The sequence below is a fragment of the Kineococcus rugosus genome (assembly GCF_050871975.1).
Lineage (GTDB): Bacteria > Actinomycetota > Actinomycetes > Actinomycetales > Kineococcaceae > Kineococcus.
In genome coordinates this window covers 1-13,293 of sequence record NZ_JBJLSJ010000064.1, presented here as the reverse complement: position 1 = coordinate 13,293, position 13,293 = coordinate 1, and the positions used below count along the sequence as shown (strand labels likewise).

Here is a 13,293-nt window from a genome sequence, read left to right as displayed (position 1 = left end):
CGCCGACCCCGACCCGCCCCCCGCCCGCGCCCCCGCCCCCCCCCCCCCCCCCACCCCCCCCCCCCCCCCCCCCCCCCCCCCCCCCCCCCCCCCCCCCCCCCCCCCCCCCCCCCCCCCCCCCCAGGGCGCCGACCCGGCCCGCGTGGCGGTGGAGGTCACCGAGACGTCCCTCATGAACGACCCCGACCGCGCCCTGGCGACCTGCCGGGACATCACGGCGCGGGGTTTCTCCCTGAGCATCGACGACTTCGGGACGGGGTACTCCTCGCTGGCGTACCTGGCGAACCTGCCCGCGACGGAGCTGAAGATCGACCGGACGTTCACCTCCCGCGCCGTGGCCGACGACCGCATCGCCGCGATCGTGGCGGGCACCGTGGAGCTGGCCCACCACCTGGGCCTGCGGGTGGTCGCCGAGGGCGTCGAGGACGCCGCGACGCTGGCGCTGGTGCGGGAGCTGGGCTGCGACGAGACGCAGGGGTACCTGCACAGCCGGCCCGTCCCGGCCCCGGAGTTCCTGCGCTGGCTGCGGGACGGTCAGCCGGTCGCGGTCCCCGCCGGGCCCTGAACGGCGGCCCGCACCGACCCCCCGGACGCGGCGAGCAGCGCCGCCGCCTCGCCCGGGCCGCAGCCGCGCAGCGTCGCCACCAGCGCCGTCGGCAGGTCCCCGCCGGCGGCCCGCAGCGCCGCGGACGCCTCGGCCGGCGCCAGGCCGGTGACCTCGGCCAGGATGCGCCCGGCGCGCGCGTGGAGCTTGTCGTTGGTGGCGCTCACCGAGACCATCAGGTTCGACCAGGTCCGGCCCAGCCCCACCATCACCGCCGTCGAGAACCCGTTCAGGACGAGCTTGGCCGACGTCCCCGCCTTCAGCCGGGTCGAGCCGGTCAGCACCTCCGGGCCGGTGTCGGCCACCAGCAGGTGGTCGGCCAGCGGTCCCAGGGCCGGGTCCGGGGAGTTCGCCAGCAGCGCCGTCACCGCCCCCGCGCGCCGCGCCGCCCGCAGCGCCCCGCCGACGTACGGCGTGCGGCCCGAGGCGCTCACCCCGAACGCGACGTCCCCCGCGCCCAGCCCCGCGGCGTCGGCCTCCCCGGCGGCCGCGTCGTCCTCGGCGCCCTCGACGGCCTCGGTGACCGCGCGCGCCCCGCCGGCCAGGTGCGCGACGACCCGGCCCGGCTCGAGCGTGAACGTGGGCCGCAGCTCCGCCGCGTCCAGCACCGCCAGCCGCCCCGAGGTGCCCGCCCCGAAGTAGTGCACCGACCCCCCGGCGCGCAGCGCGGCCACGGCCGCCTCGACCAGCCGGGCCAGGTCCGGCAGCAGCGGTTCGACGGCGTCCAGGACGGCCCGGTCGGCGGTGTGCAGCATCCGCAGGACGCCCTCGCTGCCGGCGGTGTCCAGGTCCCGCGTGGCGGGGTCGCGCTGCTCGGTCCGCGGGGGGTTCTCCACGGGAGGCAGTGTGCGCCGGGGCGGCGCGGCGGGCGAGGGGCACCCCCGGGTGCCCGGTGCGCCGCCCGTCAGCGCCCCGTCAGCGCACCCGTCAGCGCCGCCAGCTGGGCGTCCCCCGCGCTCGCCGCGGCCCGGCCCGCCGCCGCAGCCGCCTCCCTCCCCTGCGGCGACCGGCACCACGCGAACGGCTCGCCCAGCCGCCCGGCGTCCACGTCCTCGGCGGCCAGCAGCGCCGGCCACCCCCACGCCGCGGCCTGCGCGCTGACCTTCCCGCCGCCGTGCACGGGGTCCACGGCCAGCGCCGGGACCCCGCACCGCAGCGCCAGCACCAGGCCGTGCAGCCGCGAGGTGACGACGACGTCGAGGCGCGAGACCACCGCCAGGACGTGCCCGGCGCGCGCGGGCATCCGCCAGTCCCGCGGGTCCAGCCGGGTCTCCAGGTCGAGCCGGGCGACGTCGAGGCCGCCCAGCCAGTCCCCCACGGCCGCCGAGACCGCCTCGTGCCGGCGCCGGGCGCCGTACTCGCCCTGCCCGTGGGTGAGGAACACCCCGACGACGTCGACGGCGCCGACGGCGGGGCGCGCGGCCAGGTCCGGCTGCGGGTCCGCGCCGGCGGCGTCGCGGGGCACGACGGCGTGGAACCCGGTGACGGCCGGGTCGGCGGCGTCGAGCACGGAGACGCCGACGGCGACGCGGCGCAGCCCGGCGAACCGCTCGTGGAACTCCCGCACCGGTTCCCCGGTGAGCGGCCCGCACACCCACAGCGCGGCGTCGAACCCGGCGGGGTCGACGTCGTCGTAGCCGGCGTCGGCCCAGCCCGGGCCGCGGGTGCGGTGGGCCAGCGCCATCGCCGGGCTCCAGGTGCGGACGACGTCGTGCCCGCCGGCGGTGAGGTGCGCGGTGACGGCTTCGACGGCCAGCACGTCCCCGGCGGTCGCCTCGCCGTGCAGGACGCTGGACCACCCGGCGATCAGGACCCTCACCGCTGCCCCGTCCCGGTGCCCCGCAGGAGCTCCTGCTCGCGCACGAGGTCGAGCGCGAGGGTGCGGTACCCGGCCCGCTCGAACAGCACCGTCACCCGGTCGTCCTCGTAGTGCATGACCTGACCGGCTCCCCACTCCTCGTGCTCGACGGCCGAACCGACGGCGAACGGCTCCTCGCCGGCCGACCGGGCGGCGGCGGTGCCCGCGCGGCAGGTGTCGCAGTTCCCGCAGGGGTCGGCGAGCTCCTCGCCGAAGTACCCCAGGAGGAACTGCCGCCGGCAGGCGGTGGTCTCGCAGAACGACCGCACCATCTCCAGGCGGGACCGTTCCACGGTGCGCTGGCGCTCCGAGACGGCGACCCCGGCCTCGGCGGCGCGGGCCGGGGTGGGGGCGTCGTCGGGGACGACGAAGCGCCCCTGCTCGTCCTCGGCCAGGGCGCCCACCTCGGCCAGCAGGTTCACCGCCCCCGCGAGCCGGGTCGCGGACACGCCGAGCTCGCGGCGCAGGTCGGCGGGGTCGACGGGCCCGTCGTGCGCGCGCACCGCGGCGGCGGTGCGCCGCAGGGGTTCCTCCTTGGCGACCGCGGCCGAGAAGAACGTCCGCAGGCCGAGGTCCTCGGGGCGGTAGAACAGGGTCGCGACGGCCGGGGCACCGTCGCGGCCGGCGCGGCCGACCTCCTGGTAGTAGCTGTCCGGGGAGTCGGGGACGGCGGCGTGCACGACGGCCCGCACGTCGGGTTTGTCGATGCCCATGCCGAACGCGCTGGTCGCCACGACGACGCGCAGGTCGCCGTCGAGGAAGCGCCGCTGCACGTCGTCGCGCTCGGCGCGGCGGCGCCCGGCGTGGTAGTGGTCGGCGCCGGGGATCTGCCCGGCGAACTCCTCGGCGCCGGCGCGCGTCGCCACGTACACCAGCACCGCGCCGTCCTGCTCGGCCACGGCGTCCAGGACGCCCTGCCGCTGCACGTCGGCGTCGGTGCAGCGCACCACGCGCAGGTCGATCCCGGGGCGGTCGAAACCCTCGACGAGCACGAGGGGGTCGTCCATCCGCAGGTGCTCGACGATCTCGGTCCGCACCTGCGGGCTGGCGGTGGCGGTCAGCGCGATGACCGGCGGGTTCCCCAGCCGGGCCCGCGCCGCACCCAGCCGCAGGTACTGGGGGCGGAAGTCGTGCCCCCAGGAGCTGACGCAGTGGGCCTCGTCGACGACGAGGAGCCGGGGGCGGGCCGCGGCCAGTTCCGCGGTGACGTCCTCGCGGCCCAGCTGCTCAGGGGCCAGGAACACGAACCTCGCCCGCCCGGAGCGCAGGTCGTCGCGGGCCTGCCGCCACGCCTGCGCCGACAGCGCCGAGTTCAGCATCACCGCCCCGCCCACGTCCTCCAGCAGGCCGTCCACCTGGTCGCGCTGCAGCGCGATGAGCGGGGACACCACGACGACGGGGCCGTCGAGCAGCATCGCCGGGACCTGGTAGACGGCGGACTTGCCCGCCCCCGTCGGCATCACCGTCAGCACGTCGCGCCCGGCCAGGACGGCCCGCATGGCCTCCTCCTGCCCCGGGCGCAGCGCCTCGAACCCGAACGCGTCCCGGGCCACGCGCAGCAGGTCGCGCGCCGACGCCCGAGCGGTCACGGGGTGGGCATGCCGCCGTTGACGTTGAGGACCTCGCCGATCACGTAGCTGGACTCCGGGGAGGCCAGGAACACGTAGGCGGGAGCCAGTTCCGCCGGCTGCCCGGCGCGGCCCAGCGGGGTGGACTGCCCGAACTCCGGCATCGCGTCGTCCGGCTGTCCGCCGGCGACCTGCAGCGGCGTCCACACCGGCCCGGGGGCGACGACGTTGACGCGGATGCCCTTGGGCGCGAGCTGCTGGGCCAGCGCCTGGGACATCGTGATGATGGCCGACTTCGTCGTGGCGTAGTCCACGAGGTTCGGCGACGGCTGGTAGCCCTGGATGGAGGAGGTGTTGACGATCGTCGAGCCCGGCGGCAGGTGCGGCACGGCCTCCTGGACGATCCAGAACAGCGAGTGCACGTTGGTGCGCATCGTCTCGTCGAACTGCGCCGAGGTGAGGTCGGCGACGTCCTCGACGTGCTGCTGCTTGCCGGCGACGTTCGCGATGAGGTCGATGCCGCCGAGCTCGCGGACCGTCGTGGTGACCAGGCTGCGGGCGAACCGCTCGTCGACGAGGTCGCCGGGCGCCAGGACCGCCTTGCGGCCGGCCTCCTCGATGAGCGCCGCCACCTCGCGGGCGTCGGTCTCCTCCTCGGGCAGGTAGTTCAGGACGACGTCGGCGCCCTCGCGGGCGAACGCGATCGCGGTGGCCCGGCCGATGCCGGAGTCGGCGCCGGTGACCAGGGCCCTGCGGCCGGTGAGGCGGCCGGTGCCCCGGTAGGTCGACTCCCCGTGGTCGGGTTTCGGCGTCTGCTGCGCGGCCAGACCCGGGCCGTCCTGCGGCTGCGGGTCGAAACCGTCCTGGTGGTAGAGGGTCACCGGGTTGCTGAACGTGTACTGGTCGGTCACCGCTCCACCGTAGGCAGGCTCCGGGTGGCGCGCAGCCGGGAGCGGTAGTCGACTGGGAGGCGTGAGCGACAACGACTCCCAGAGCACCCCGCAGAACGCCGAGAAGGACCCGCAGGACTGGACCACGGGCGACGAGCCCGTGACCGGGCCGCAGTTGAGCTACCTGCAGACGCTGGCCCGGGAGGCGGGCCGGGAGGTCCCCGAGGGCCTCACCAAGGCGAAGGCCTCCGAGCTCATCGACGAGCTCCAGCAGAAGACCGGGCGGGGCGCCTGAGCCTCGTCGACGTCACCCGGATCTACTACGAGCCGGCCGCGGCGGAACTCCCCCGCGGCCGGCAGGTCCTGGACCGCTGGCCGGGCGCGACCCTGGTGCCCGTGGACAGCCACTGGCGCATCCCGGAACTGCACGGCGACGAGACGAACGTGGACCGCTGGGTGCGCATCAAGCGCGAGGCCCTCGTCCTGGGGATCAAGAAGTCGCTGCAGGCCAGGCCGAACGGCCGCTCGGCCGACTTCATCGCACCGTCCACCGCGAACGGCTGCGCCATGGCCTGCGCGTACTGCTACGTGCCCCGGCGCAAGGGGTACAGCAACCCGATCACGGTGTTCGCGAACATCGAGCAGATCACCGGGTACCTGCGCCGGCACGTGCAGCGGCAGGGCGTGAAACCCGAGCCGAACCAGTGCGACCCGGTCGACTGGGTGTACGACCTCGGGGAGAACAGCGACTGCTCGGTGGACGCGGAGATCTCCGACAACGTCGACGACCTCATCGCCCTGTTCGCCGGCCTGCCGACGGCCAAGGCGTCGTTCGCCACGAAGCACGTGAACCGGCGGCTGCTGACGCTGGACCCGCGCGGCCGCACCCGGATTCGGTTCTCCCTGATGCCGGCGCAGGTCGCGCGGCTGCTGGACATCCGCACCTCCCCCGTCCCCGAGCGGCTCGCCGCGCTCGACGACTTCGTGGCCGCCGGGTACGAGGTGCACGTCAACTTCTCGCCCGTCGTCGTCCACGACGACTGGCTGGCGCGCTGGGCCGAGCTCCTCGACCAGCTCGGGGACGCCACGAACGCCGCGACGAAGGCCCAGCTGGCGACCGAGGTCATCTTCCTGACCCACGAGGAGAACCTGCACCGGGTGAACCTCGGCTGGCACCCCAAGGCCGAGGACCTGCTGTGGCGGCCGGCGATGCAGGAGTCGAAGCGGTCGCAGTCCGGCGGGACGAACGTCCGGTACCGGACGGGTGACAAGGGCCGCTACGTGCGGGAACTGCTGGAGCTCATCGAGCAGCGGGCGCCGTACCTGCGGGTCCGCTACGCGTTCTGAGCCGCGCCGCTCCCTGATCCGCGAAGCTCCCTGACCTGCGAACCTCCCCCGCCCCGGTGAACGGGGCGGGGCCGTGGACGCCCGCGCTGCGGTGCGTCCACGGCCCCTGTCCCCCCGGTCGCGGGCGTCAGCCGCGGGCGCTGTCCTTCACGTCCTGCGCCGCGCTGGTCCCGTGGTCCTTGACCTCCTGCGCCGCACCGGCCCCGTGGTCCTTGACCTCCTGGGCCGCGCCGGCACCCTGGTCCTTGACCTCCTGCGCCGCGCTGGTCCCGTGGTCCTTCACGGCCGCGGCCGCGTCACGGGCGTCGCTCTGGACGGCGCCGGCGCCCTCCTGCGCGGTCTCCTTCAGCGAGGCGGCCGCGTCCTTGGCCTTCTCCCCCAGCGACGCGCCGACGTCGGACGCGGTGGCCTTCACCTCGTCCAGCAGCGGGGCGTCCTTGACCTTCTCCACCAGCGTGCCGGCGGCGTCGGTCTCCTTCGCCGAGGCGGGGATGAGGGAGGAGATGAGCCACCCGGCCCCGAAGGCGATCAGGCCGGCGGCCACGGGGTTGCCCCGGGTGCGGCCCTTGACGGCGGCCTTCCCCCCGGCCACGCCGTCGGCCACGCCGGCGCGGCCGGAGGCGGCCGTGTCGCTCAGCGAGCCGCGGGCGGCGCCCAGCGAGTCGCGGGCCGAGCCCAACGAGTCGCGGGCCGAACCGCGGACGTCGTCCACCGAGCTGCGGACGTCGTCCGCGGTCCCCATGATGCGGTCCTTGACGCCGGCGATGCCGGTCGCCACGTTCGCCTTGGCCTTCTCGACCTGGCGGTGGGCCACGTTGGAGGGGTTCAGGCGGTCGGTCAGCGCGTCGAGGTCGTTGCTCAACTGGCTGCGCGTCCCCTCGATGTCCTGCTTCAGCTGTTCCGGTTCTTCAGCCACTGCGCGTCCTCCTTCAGGCTCTGCTGGGTCTGTTCCAGGGGCGGGGGGATCTGGCGGAGTTCCTTGCGGCCGCGTGAGGCCAGGACCGCGGCGATCACGGCCCACACCACGGTCACGATCAGCGCCGACCAGCCGTAGCCGATGACACCGCCGAGGGCGATGACGACGAGGGCCGAGAGGGCGATGAGGAACAGGTGCCCGGCGACGCCGGCGCCGGCGAGCAGGCCGACCCCCTTGCCGGCGGTCTTGGCGTCCTGGGTCGCCTCGGCCTTGGCCAGGGCGATCTCCTGACGGACCAGAGTGGAGAACTCCCCGGTGATGCTGCCGACGATCTCCCCCAGGGACCGTTCGTCCTGCGGGCCGTGCGGGTCCGCGCCGCCGGGGGGCGTGGCCGCGGTCGCGCCGCTCACGGCCGGTAGTCCGGGGAGGCGAACGGGTCGGAGCCCGGCAGGGTGCTCGGGGCGGTGCCCGGGACGGTGCCCGGGGCGGCGCCCGGGACGGTGCTCGGGTCGGTCCGGGCCAGGATGGCCTCGGACTCGGAGTACGGCAGGACCTCCTCCGTCGTGGGTCCGGTCACGTGCCGGCCGCCGAGGGACGCCGGCGAACCGGTCGAGGGGCTGGCCTGGTCGTGGTGGGCCTTGGCCCCGCGGGTGAGGCGCCCGGCGAGCACGCCCGCCACGACCGCACCGAGCAGGAACGTCCCGGGCTTGCGCCGGGCGAAGGCCCGGCCCTGCTCGAGCAGGTCGGGGGCGTCGTGCTGGCTCAGGTGCGCGCCCCAGCTGGAGGCCCGGTCGCCGACCTGGCGCACGACGTTCGTCGCGTACCCGGAGCCGCCCGCGCCGGCCATGTCGGACAGCTCCGAGCCGGCGGTGGTGAAGAACTCGGCGAGCCGGTCGCGGATCCCGTCGGACTGCTCGGCCAGCTGCCGGCGCAGGTCCTCCAGGAGGTCACCGGCCTGGGCCTTGGCCTCGCCCAGGACGTTGCCGGCCTGCTCCTTGGCGGTCCCGGCGACCGCGGAGGCCTGCTCCTTGGCGGTCCCGGCCACGGCGGACGCCTGCTCCTTGGCGGTCCCGGCCACCGCGGAGGCCTGCTCCTTGGCGGTCCCGGCCACCGCGGACGCCTGCTCCTTCGCGGTGCCCGCGACGTCGGCGGCCTGCTGCTGGGCCTCCTGCTTGGCCGCTCCCGCGCGACCGCCGGTACCGGAGTTGCCCGCCCCGGCGGCCGTCGCACCGGTGTCCGCACCGGTGTGGGCACCGGTGTATGTGCCGGTCGTCGCACCGGTCGTCGTCGGCTGCTGCTGCTGACCCTCCATCAGCGCCTCGTAGGCGATCTCGGAGGCGGCGGGCTCGCGGCCCGGGACTGCTCCGGTCGTCGGGTTCCCTGGTTCCTGGGTCATGGCTCTCCTTCTCGACGGTGCCGTCGAGGTGTCGACGGCGAGTGCTGGACGGGACGATCGGACGGGCTCGCGCCCGGGTCGGGGTTCTGGGGTTCTGGGGTTCTCGGGTCGTGCGGGTCCTCGGGGTCTGCCGGGGGCCGGGGCCTCAGCGCCCCAGGCCGGCCTTGTCGACCCGGCGGTGGAACCGCATCCCGGCCAGCCCGCCCAGGACGGCCCCGACGAGCGCGACGACGACCGCGGCGACCAGGGCGACGATCGAGCCCGTGGTCAGGGTCCCGGCGTCGACGGGGATGCGCGGGAAGCTGTTCAGCTGTCCCAGCACGTCGTACCGGTTGCCCGCGACGGCGGCCAGGACGGCCACGACCACGGCGATGACCACGGCCCACACCCAGACGGCCACACCCTGCTTGATCCCGTTGAACCGCGCCATCCGGCCGGCGACGTACCCGCCGCAGAAGTAGGCGACGAGCAGCACCACGAGCACGCCGACCGCCCCGGCCACGCCGATGGTCTCCGCGTTCCCGGTCACGCTGTCCTGGGCGCCGGCCAGGGCCTGGCCCACGCTGCCGGAGTTCGCGACGCCGATGGCGGTGCCGGTCGCGGCGAGCAGCGCGGTCAGCAGCACCGCGGTGCCGGTGGCGGTCAGCCAGCCGAAGAACGCGGACCCGACCTTGACCCCGCCGTGGGCGTTCTTCTCCCGGTTCACCACCGAGACCCGGTCCATGGAGTCGTGGACGGTGTCGCGGGCCGGGGCGTCGCGGTGCGGGCGGTGCAGGACCTGGGGCCTGTCGTCGCCGACCTTCTGCTGGGCCGCCGGTACCGCGGTCCGGTCCCGGTCGTGGGACCGGTCACCGGCGGCGTGGGCGCCTTCTCCGCTGGGTGTGCTCATCGCTGATCTCCTGGTGTGCTGCGCTGCTGCGGTCGGGTCGCCCGGTGGGGCGGTGCGAGGGAGCCGGCGGGCCCACGCAGTGCGCCCCGGACGAGCGGGTCGTCCGGGGCGCTGGTCTGCACCACGATGCGTCGATCGACCGCAGGGGTCGGGAGGTCGTGCGGGACGCTGACGTCCGGCCCGCCGCCGGCTGGTGGGCGGGTCCTCGGTCAGGGGCGGGCCCGGTCCCCGGGATCCCGTGGATCCCCGGCTCCGGGTCGTTCCGTCGGTCAGCTTGCCCGGGGCGCGGGGACCCCGCCACACGAAACCCACCGGTCACCGGTCCCGGCCCGGCCGCGACCTCACCCGTCCCGCCCGAGCGTCAGCACGGCCGCCATGAGCGAGAGGTGGCTCAGGGCCTGCGGCAGGTTCCCCCAGGACGAGCCGTCGGCGGGGTCGACCATCTCGGCCCACACCCCGACGTCGTTCCCCAGCGCCAGCGTCCGCTCCAGCTGGTCGACGCCCTCCTCGCGCCGCCCCACCGCACCCAGCGCCGCGGCGAGCCAGAACGAGCACGCCGCGAACGCCTTCTCCTCGGCCGCGGCGCCGGAGTAGCGGTGGACGAGGGGGCCGTCGGACAGCTCGGCGCGGACCGCGTCGATCGTGGCGGACATCCGGGGGCCGGTGTCGAACCCGGAGGCGGCGTGCAGCAGGACCGACGCGTCGAGGTCGGTCGTCCCGGGGTACCAGACGTAGGCGCCGCGCTCGGCGGACCAGCAGTTCTCCTCGACCCAGGCGCGGACCCGGCCGGCCTCGCGGCGCCAGCGGTCCACCGAGCCCGGGATGTGCCCGTTGTCGGCGAGCTGGACGGCGCACTCCAGCGCCTGCCAGCAGGCCATCTTCGAGCTGGTGTAGTGCTGCAGCTCGGGCAGTTCCCACATGCCGGAGTCGCGCCGCTGCCACAGGTCGCAGGTGCGGTCGGCGACGCCGGCGAGGAACCGGGCGGTCTCGACGTCGAGGACGTTGCCGTCCAGGACGTACTGGTGGACGAGGTCGAAGACGTCGCCGTACACCCCCAGCTGCAGCTGCCCGGCGGCCTCGTTGCCCGACACCACCGGTCCCTGCCCCCGCCAGCCGGGCACGTCGTGCCGGACGAGGCCGTCGGGCTGGTGCCCGTCGAGCCGGGACAGCACCGGCAGGTCCGGCTGGGAGCGCCGGGCCACCCGCAGCAGCCAGGACACGTTGGCGTGCACGTCCTCGAACTCCCCCAGGGCGATGAGGCAGTGCAGGCTGTAGGTGGCGTCGCGCAGCCACGCCATCCGGTAGTCCCAGTTCTTCCCGCCGCCGGGGCTCTCCGGCAGCGACGTGGTGGCGGCCGCCGCGACCGCGCCCGACGGTTCGTGCGCCAACAGCTTCAGCAGCAGCGCCGCGCGCAGGGCCTCCTCCCGCCAGCGGCCCTCGTACGTGAACTGCTCGCTCCAGGAGCGCCACCGCAGGATCGTCTGGTCGACGTTGCGGCGGATCCAGCGGGTGCTCGGCATCCGCAGCGGTTCGCCCTGGCTGGACAGCAGCGCCAGCAGGTGCTCGGAACCCTCCGAGGTCCGGAACCGGCCCGAGACCTCCCGGTCCTGGAACGTCGTGTCGCCCACGTCGACGGTGCGGACGGCCAGGGTGACGGCGTCCAGCCGCAGCACGGCCCCGTTGCGGGTCTCCTCGGCCCACGGCGCGTACGCGCCGAGGCCGGACCCGGGGGCCACGCACCAGGTCATCTCGACCTCGCCGGACAGGCCCTCCACGAGCCGGCACAGCTCCCCCCACGGCAGCCGCCCGGTGCTGCCCATGTTCATCGAGTCGGTGACCCGCACCGTCCCGGTGGGGGTGGTGTAGGTGCTGCGCAGGACGTTGGTGCCCTCCACGTAGGCGCGCTGCACCGTCCACGGCCCGGCCGGGGTCAGGGCGAGGTGCCCGCCGCCGGCGCCGTCGAGCAGCCGGGCGAACACCGGCAGGGAGTCCAGGTCGGGCAGCGGCAGCCAGTCGATCCCGCCGTCCTGCGCGACGAGGGCGACGGTGCGCCCGTCGCCGATGGCGGCGTAGGAGCGCAGGTCGACGTACCCGTCGCGGTCGCGGCGGGAGGGGTCCGGGGTGTCGGGCACCCCGTGACCACACCAGCGACCGGGGCGGTTCGCACGCCGGGGACCGGGGTAGGGCAAGGGCATGACCATCGAGCACCCCGGCCTCACGCGCGACCTGGACCCCGTCCCCGACCACGGGGAGGACAGCTACGTCGGCAGCGGCCGCCTGACCGGTCGCCGCGCGGTCGTCACCGGCGGCGACTCCGGCATCGGCCGCGCGGTGGCCGTCGCGTTCGCGCGCGAGGGCGCCGACGTCCTGGTCGTGCACCTGCCGCAGGAGCAGGACGACGCCGACGCGACCGTCGCCCTCGTCGAGGCCGCCGGCCGGCGCGGGATCAGCCTGCCCGGCGACCTGCGCGAGGAGGAGTTCTGCCGCCGGGTGGTCGAGACGGCCGTCTCCGAGCTCGGGGGCCTGGACGTCCTGGTCAACAACGCCGCCTACCAGATGGCCCTGGAGGGCATCGGGGACCTGACGACCGAGCAGCTGCTGCGCACCTTCACCACCAACGTCTTCGCCACCGTGTGGCTGTCGAAGGCGGCCCTGCCGCACCTGCGCGAGGGGTCGTCGATCATCAACACGGTCTCCGTGCAGGCCGACTCCCCGTCCCCGGCGCTGCTGGACTACGCCATGACGAAGGCGGCGCTGGTCAACTTCACGCTCAACCTGGCTCAGGAGCTGGGGCCGAAGGGGATCCGCGTGAACGCCGTCGCGCCGGGCCCGGTCTGGACGCCGCTGATCCCCGCGACGATGCCGCCCGACCAGGTGGAGGGGTTCGGGACGCAGACCCCGCTGGGCCGGCCCGGGCAGCCCGCCGAGGTGGCCCCCGCCTACGTCCACCTGGCCAGCGCCGAGTCCAGCTACAGCAGCGGGACCGTCATCCGCGTGGCGGGGGGGAAGTGACGTGAGCGCGAAGGAGGGGCACGACCGGGACGACGTCCTGAAGCGCTTCCACGAGGCGGTCAACATGACGCCGAAGGAGCTGGAGGACTGGCTGGAGACGGAGGAGTCGCAGTCCGTGGGGGTCGGCGAGGGCGAGTCGGTGGGGCACCGCTCGGGCCGGCGGATCGTGGAGGTCCTGCGGACGAAGGAGGCCGACCTCACCGACGACGACGTCGAGCACATGGCGAAGGTCGCCGGGTACGTGGCCCGGCACTCGAAGCAGCGGCCGTCGGGGGACGTCACCGACACGCGGTGGCGGTACTCCCTCATGAACTGGGGCAACGACCCGCTGAAGCCCAGCTGAGGGATCGTCCCGGTGGTGACGTTTCAGATCACCGGGGCGGGGAAGGAACCCGGCATGAGCAATGTCACGGAGAGCATCGACGTCTCGGTCCCCGTCCGCACCGCGTACAACCAGTGGACGCAGTTCGAGACGTTCCCCGAGTTCATGGGCGGCGTGGAGTCGATCACCCAGATCGACGAGACCCACAACCACTGGAAGACGAAGATCGCCGGGGTCGAGCGCGAGTTCGACGCCGAGATCACCGAGCAGCACCCCGACGAGCGCGTCGCCTGGAAGAGCGTCGACGGCAAGTCGCACGCCGGGGTCGTCACCTTCCACCGCCTGTCCGACGACGAGACCCGCGTGACCGTGCAGCTCGACTGGGACACCGAGGGTCTGGTGGAGAAGGGGGGGGGCGCGCTAGTCGCCCACCCCCCGGACATAAACAAGGAACAAGTGCGGTTTAAAGCCCTGAACCCATCGCGCCGCGG

15 protein-coding genes are annotated in these 13,293 nt (G+C 75.0%); 6 read left to right on the top strand and 9 right to left on the bottom strand.

Annotated elements, in window-relative coordinates; all coding sequences use genetic code 11:
* Positions 1–565: EAL domain-containing protein (locus ACRYM6_RS22530; protein ID WP_432545125.1), on the top strand; the 565-nt coding region annotated here is incomplete at its 5' end.
* Here ACRYM6_RS22530 and ACRYM6_RS22525 read toward each other — a convergent pair.
* From ACRYM6_RS22525 to ACRYM6_RS22510, 4 genes are all read right to left on the bottom strand, one after another.
* Entirely contained in the window at positions 535–1,440 is a 906-nt protein-coding gene (locus tag ACRYM6_RS22525) for an N-acetylmuramic acid 6-phosphate etherase (protein ID WP_432545124.1), read from the bottom strand. The two genes, ACRYM6_RS22530 and ACRYM6_RS22525, sit on opposite strands and share 31 nt — an antisense overlap.
* A gap of 68 nt (positions 1,441–1,508) precedes the next feature.
* On the bottom strand, positions 1,509–2,423 hold the full coding sequence (locus tag ACRYM6_RS22520; protein ID WP_432545123.1) for a polysaccharide pyruvyl transferase family protein: 915 nt from the start codon (positions 2,421–2,423) through the stop codon (positions 1,509–1,511).
* Entirely contained in the window at positions 2,420–4,051 is a 1,632-nt protein-coding gene (locus ACRYM6_RS22515) for a RecQ family ATP-dependent DNA helicase (RefSeq protein ID WP_432545122.1), read from the bottom strand. The genes ACRYM6_RS22520 and ACRYM6_RS22515 overlap by 4 nt, the downstream gene beginning before the upstream one ends.
* Complete coding sequence (locus ACRYM6_RS22510; protein ID WP_432545121.1) at positions 4,048–4,941, bottom strand: SDR family oxidoreductase; 894 nt, start codon at positions 4,939–4,941, stop codon at positions 4,048–4,050. Before ACRYM6_RS22510 ends, ACRYM6_RS22515 begins: the two co-directional genes overlap by 4 nt.
* A gap of 61 nt (positions 4,942–5,002) precedes the next feature.
* Between ACRYM6_RS22510 and ACRYM6_RS22505 the strand changes: the two genes are divergently transcribed.
* Positions 5,003–5,215 (top strand): DUF3072 domain-containing protein, encoded by a 213-nt coding sequence (locus ACRYM6_RS22505; RefSeq protein WP_432545120.1) that lies wholly within the window; start codon positions 5,003–5,005, stop codon positions 5,213–5,215.
* Positions 5,212–6,267, top strand: coding sequence for a spore photoproduct lyase family protein (locus ACRYM6_RS22500; protein WP_432545126.1), 1,056 nt, complete (start codon positions 5,212–5,214; stop codon positions 6,265–6,267). Before ACRYM6_RS22505 ends, ACRYM6_RS22500 begins: the two co-directional genes overlap by 4 nt.
* A 127-nt stretch (positions 6,268–6,394) precedes the next feature.
* Here ACRYM6_RS22500 and ACRYM6_RS22495 read toward each other — a convergent pair whose 3' ends face one another.
* The 5 genes from ACRYM6_RS22495 to ACRYM6_RS22475 all read right to left on the bottom strand — a co-directional run bounded on the left by ACRYM6_RS22495 (position 6,395) and on the right by ACRYM6_RS22475 (position 11,600).
* Positions 6,395–7,183, bottom strand: a complete 789-nt coding sequence (locus tag ACRYM6_RS22495) for a DUF3618 domain-containing protein (RefSeq protein ID WP_432545119.1) — start codon at positions 7,181–7,183, stop codon at positions 6,395–6,397.
* The gene (locus tag ACRYM6_RS22490; RefSeq protein ID WP_432545118.1) at positions 7,159–7,593 is read right to left on the bottom strand and encodes a phage holin family protein; all 435 of its coding nucleotides are present in this window, start codon (positions 7,591–7,593) and stop codon (positions 7,159–7,161) included. The genes ACRYM6_RS22495 and ACRYM6_RS22490 overlap by 25 nt, the downstream gene beginning before the upstream one ends.
* Entirely contained in the window at positions 7,590–8,579 is a 990-nt protein-coding gene (locus tag ACRYM6_RS22485; protein WP_432545117.1) for a hypothetical protein, read from the bottom strand. Before ACRYM6_RS22485 ends, ACRYM6_RS22490 begins: the two co-directional genes overlap by 4 nt.
* A gap of 145 nt (positions 8,580–8,724) precedes the next feature.
* Positions 8,725–9,468 (bottom strand): hypothetical protein, encoded by a 744-nt coding sequence (locus ACRYM6_RS22480; protein ID WP_432545116.1) that lies wholly within the window; start codon positions 9,466–9,468, stop codon positions 8,725–8,727.
* A 341-nt stretch (positions 9,469–9,809) separates the two neighbouring features.
* Positions 9,810–11,600: a glycoside hydrolase family 15 protein gene (locus tag ACRYM6_RS22475; protein ID WP_432545115.1), complete on the bottom strand. Its 1,791-nt coding sequence runs from the start codon at positions 11,598–11,600 to the stop codon at positions 9,810–9,812.
* A gap of 61 nt (positions 11,601–11,661) precedes the next feature.
* On the opposite strand from ACRYM6_RS22475, the gene ACRYM6_RS22470 reads away from it, so the two are divergent.
* The 3 genes from ACRYM6_RS22470 to ACRYM6_RS22460 all read left to right on the top strand — a co-directional run.
* Entirely contained in the window at positions 11,662–12,480 is an 819-nt protein-coding gene (locus ACRYM6_RS22470; RefSeq protein ID WP_432545114.1) for an SDR family oxidoreductase, read from the top strand.
* A 1-nt stretch (position 12,481) separates the two neighbouring features.
* Positions 12,482–12,823: a DUF3140 domain-containing protein gene (locus ACRYM6_RS22465; protein WP_432545113.1), complete on the top strand. Its 342-nt coding sequence runs from the start codon at positions 12,482–12,484 to the stop codon at positions 12,821–12,823.
* 54 nt (positions 12,824–12,877) lie between these two features.
* Positions 12,878–13,293, top strand: a 416-nt coding sequence (locus tag ACRYM6_RS22460; protein ID WP_432545112.1) for an SRPBCC family protein, incomplete at its 3' end; no start/stop codon positions are given.

Excerpts from the sequence above, each read along its gene's own strand:
- ACRYM6_RS22470 (WP_432545114.1), top strand. The coding sequence starts at position 11,662 with ATGACCATCGAGCACCCCGGCCTCACGCGCGACCTGGACCCCGTCCCC.
- ACRYM6_RS22485 (WP_432545117.1), bottom strand. The coding sequence starts at position 8,579 with ATGACCCAGGAACCAGGGAACCCGACGACCGGAGCAGTCCCGGGCCGC.
- ACRYM6_RS22480 (WP_432545116.1), bottom strand. The coding sequence starts at position 9,468 with ATGAGCACACCCAGCGGAGAAGGCGCCCACGCCGCCGGTGACCGGTCC.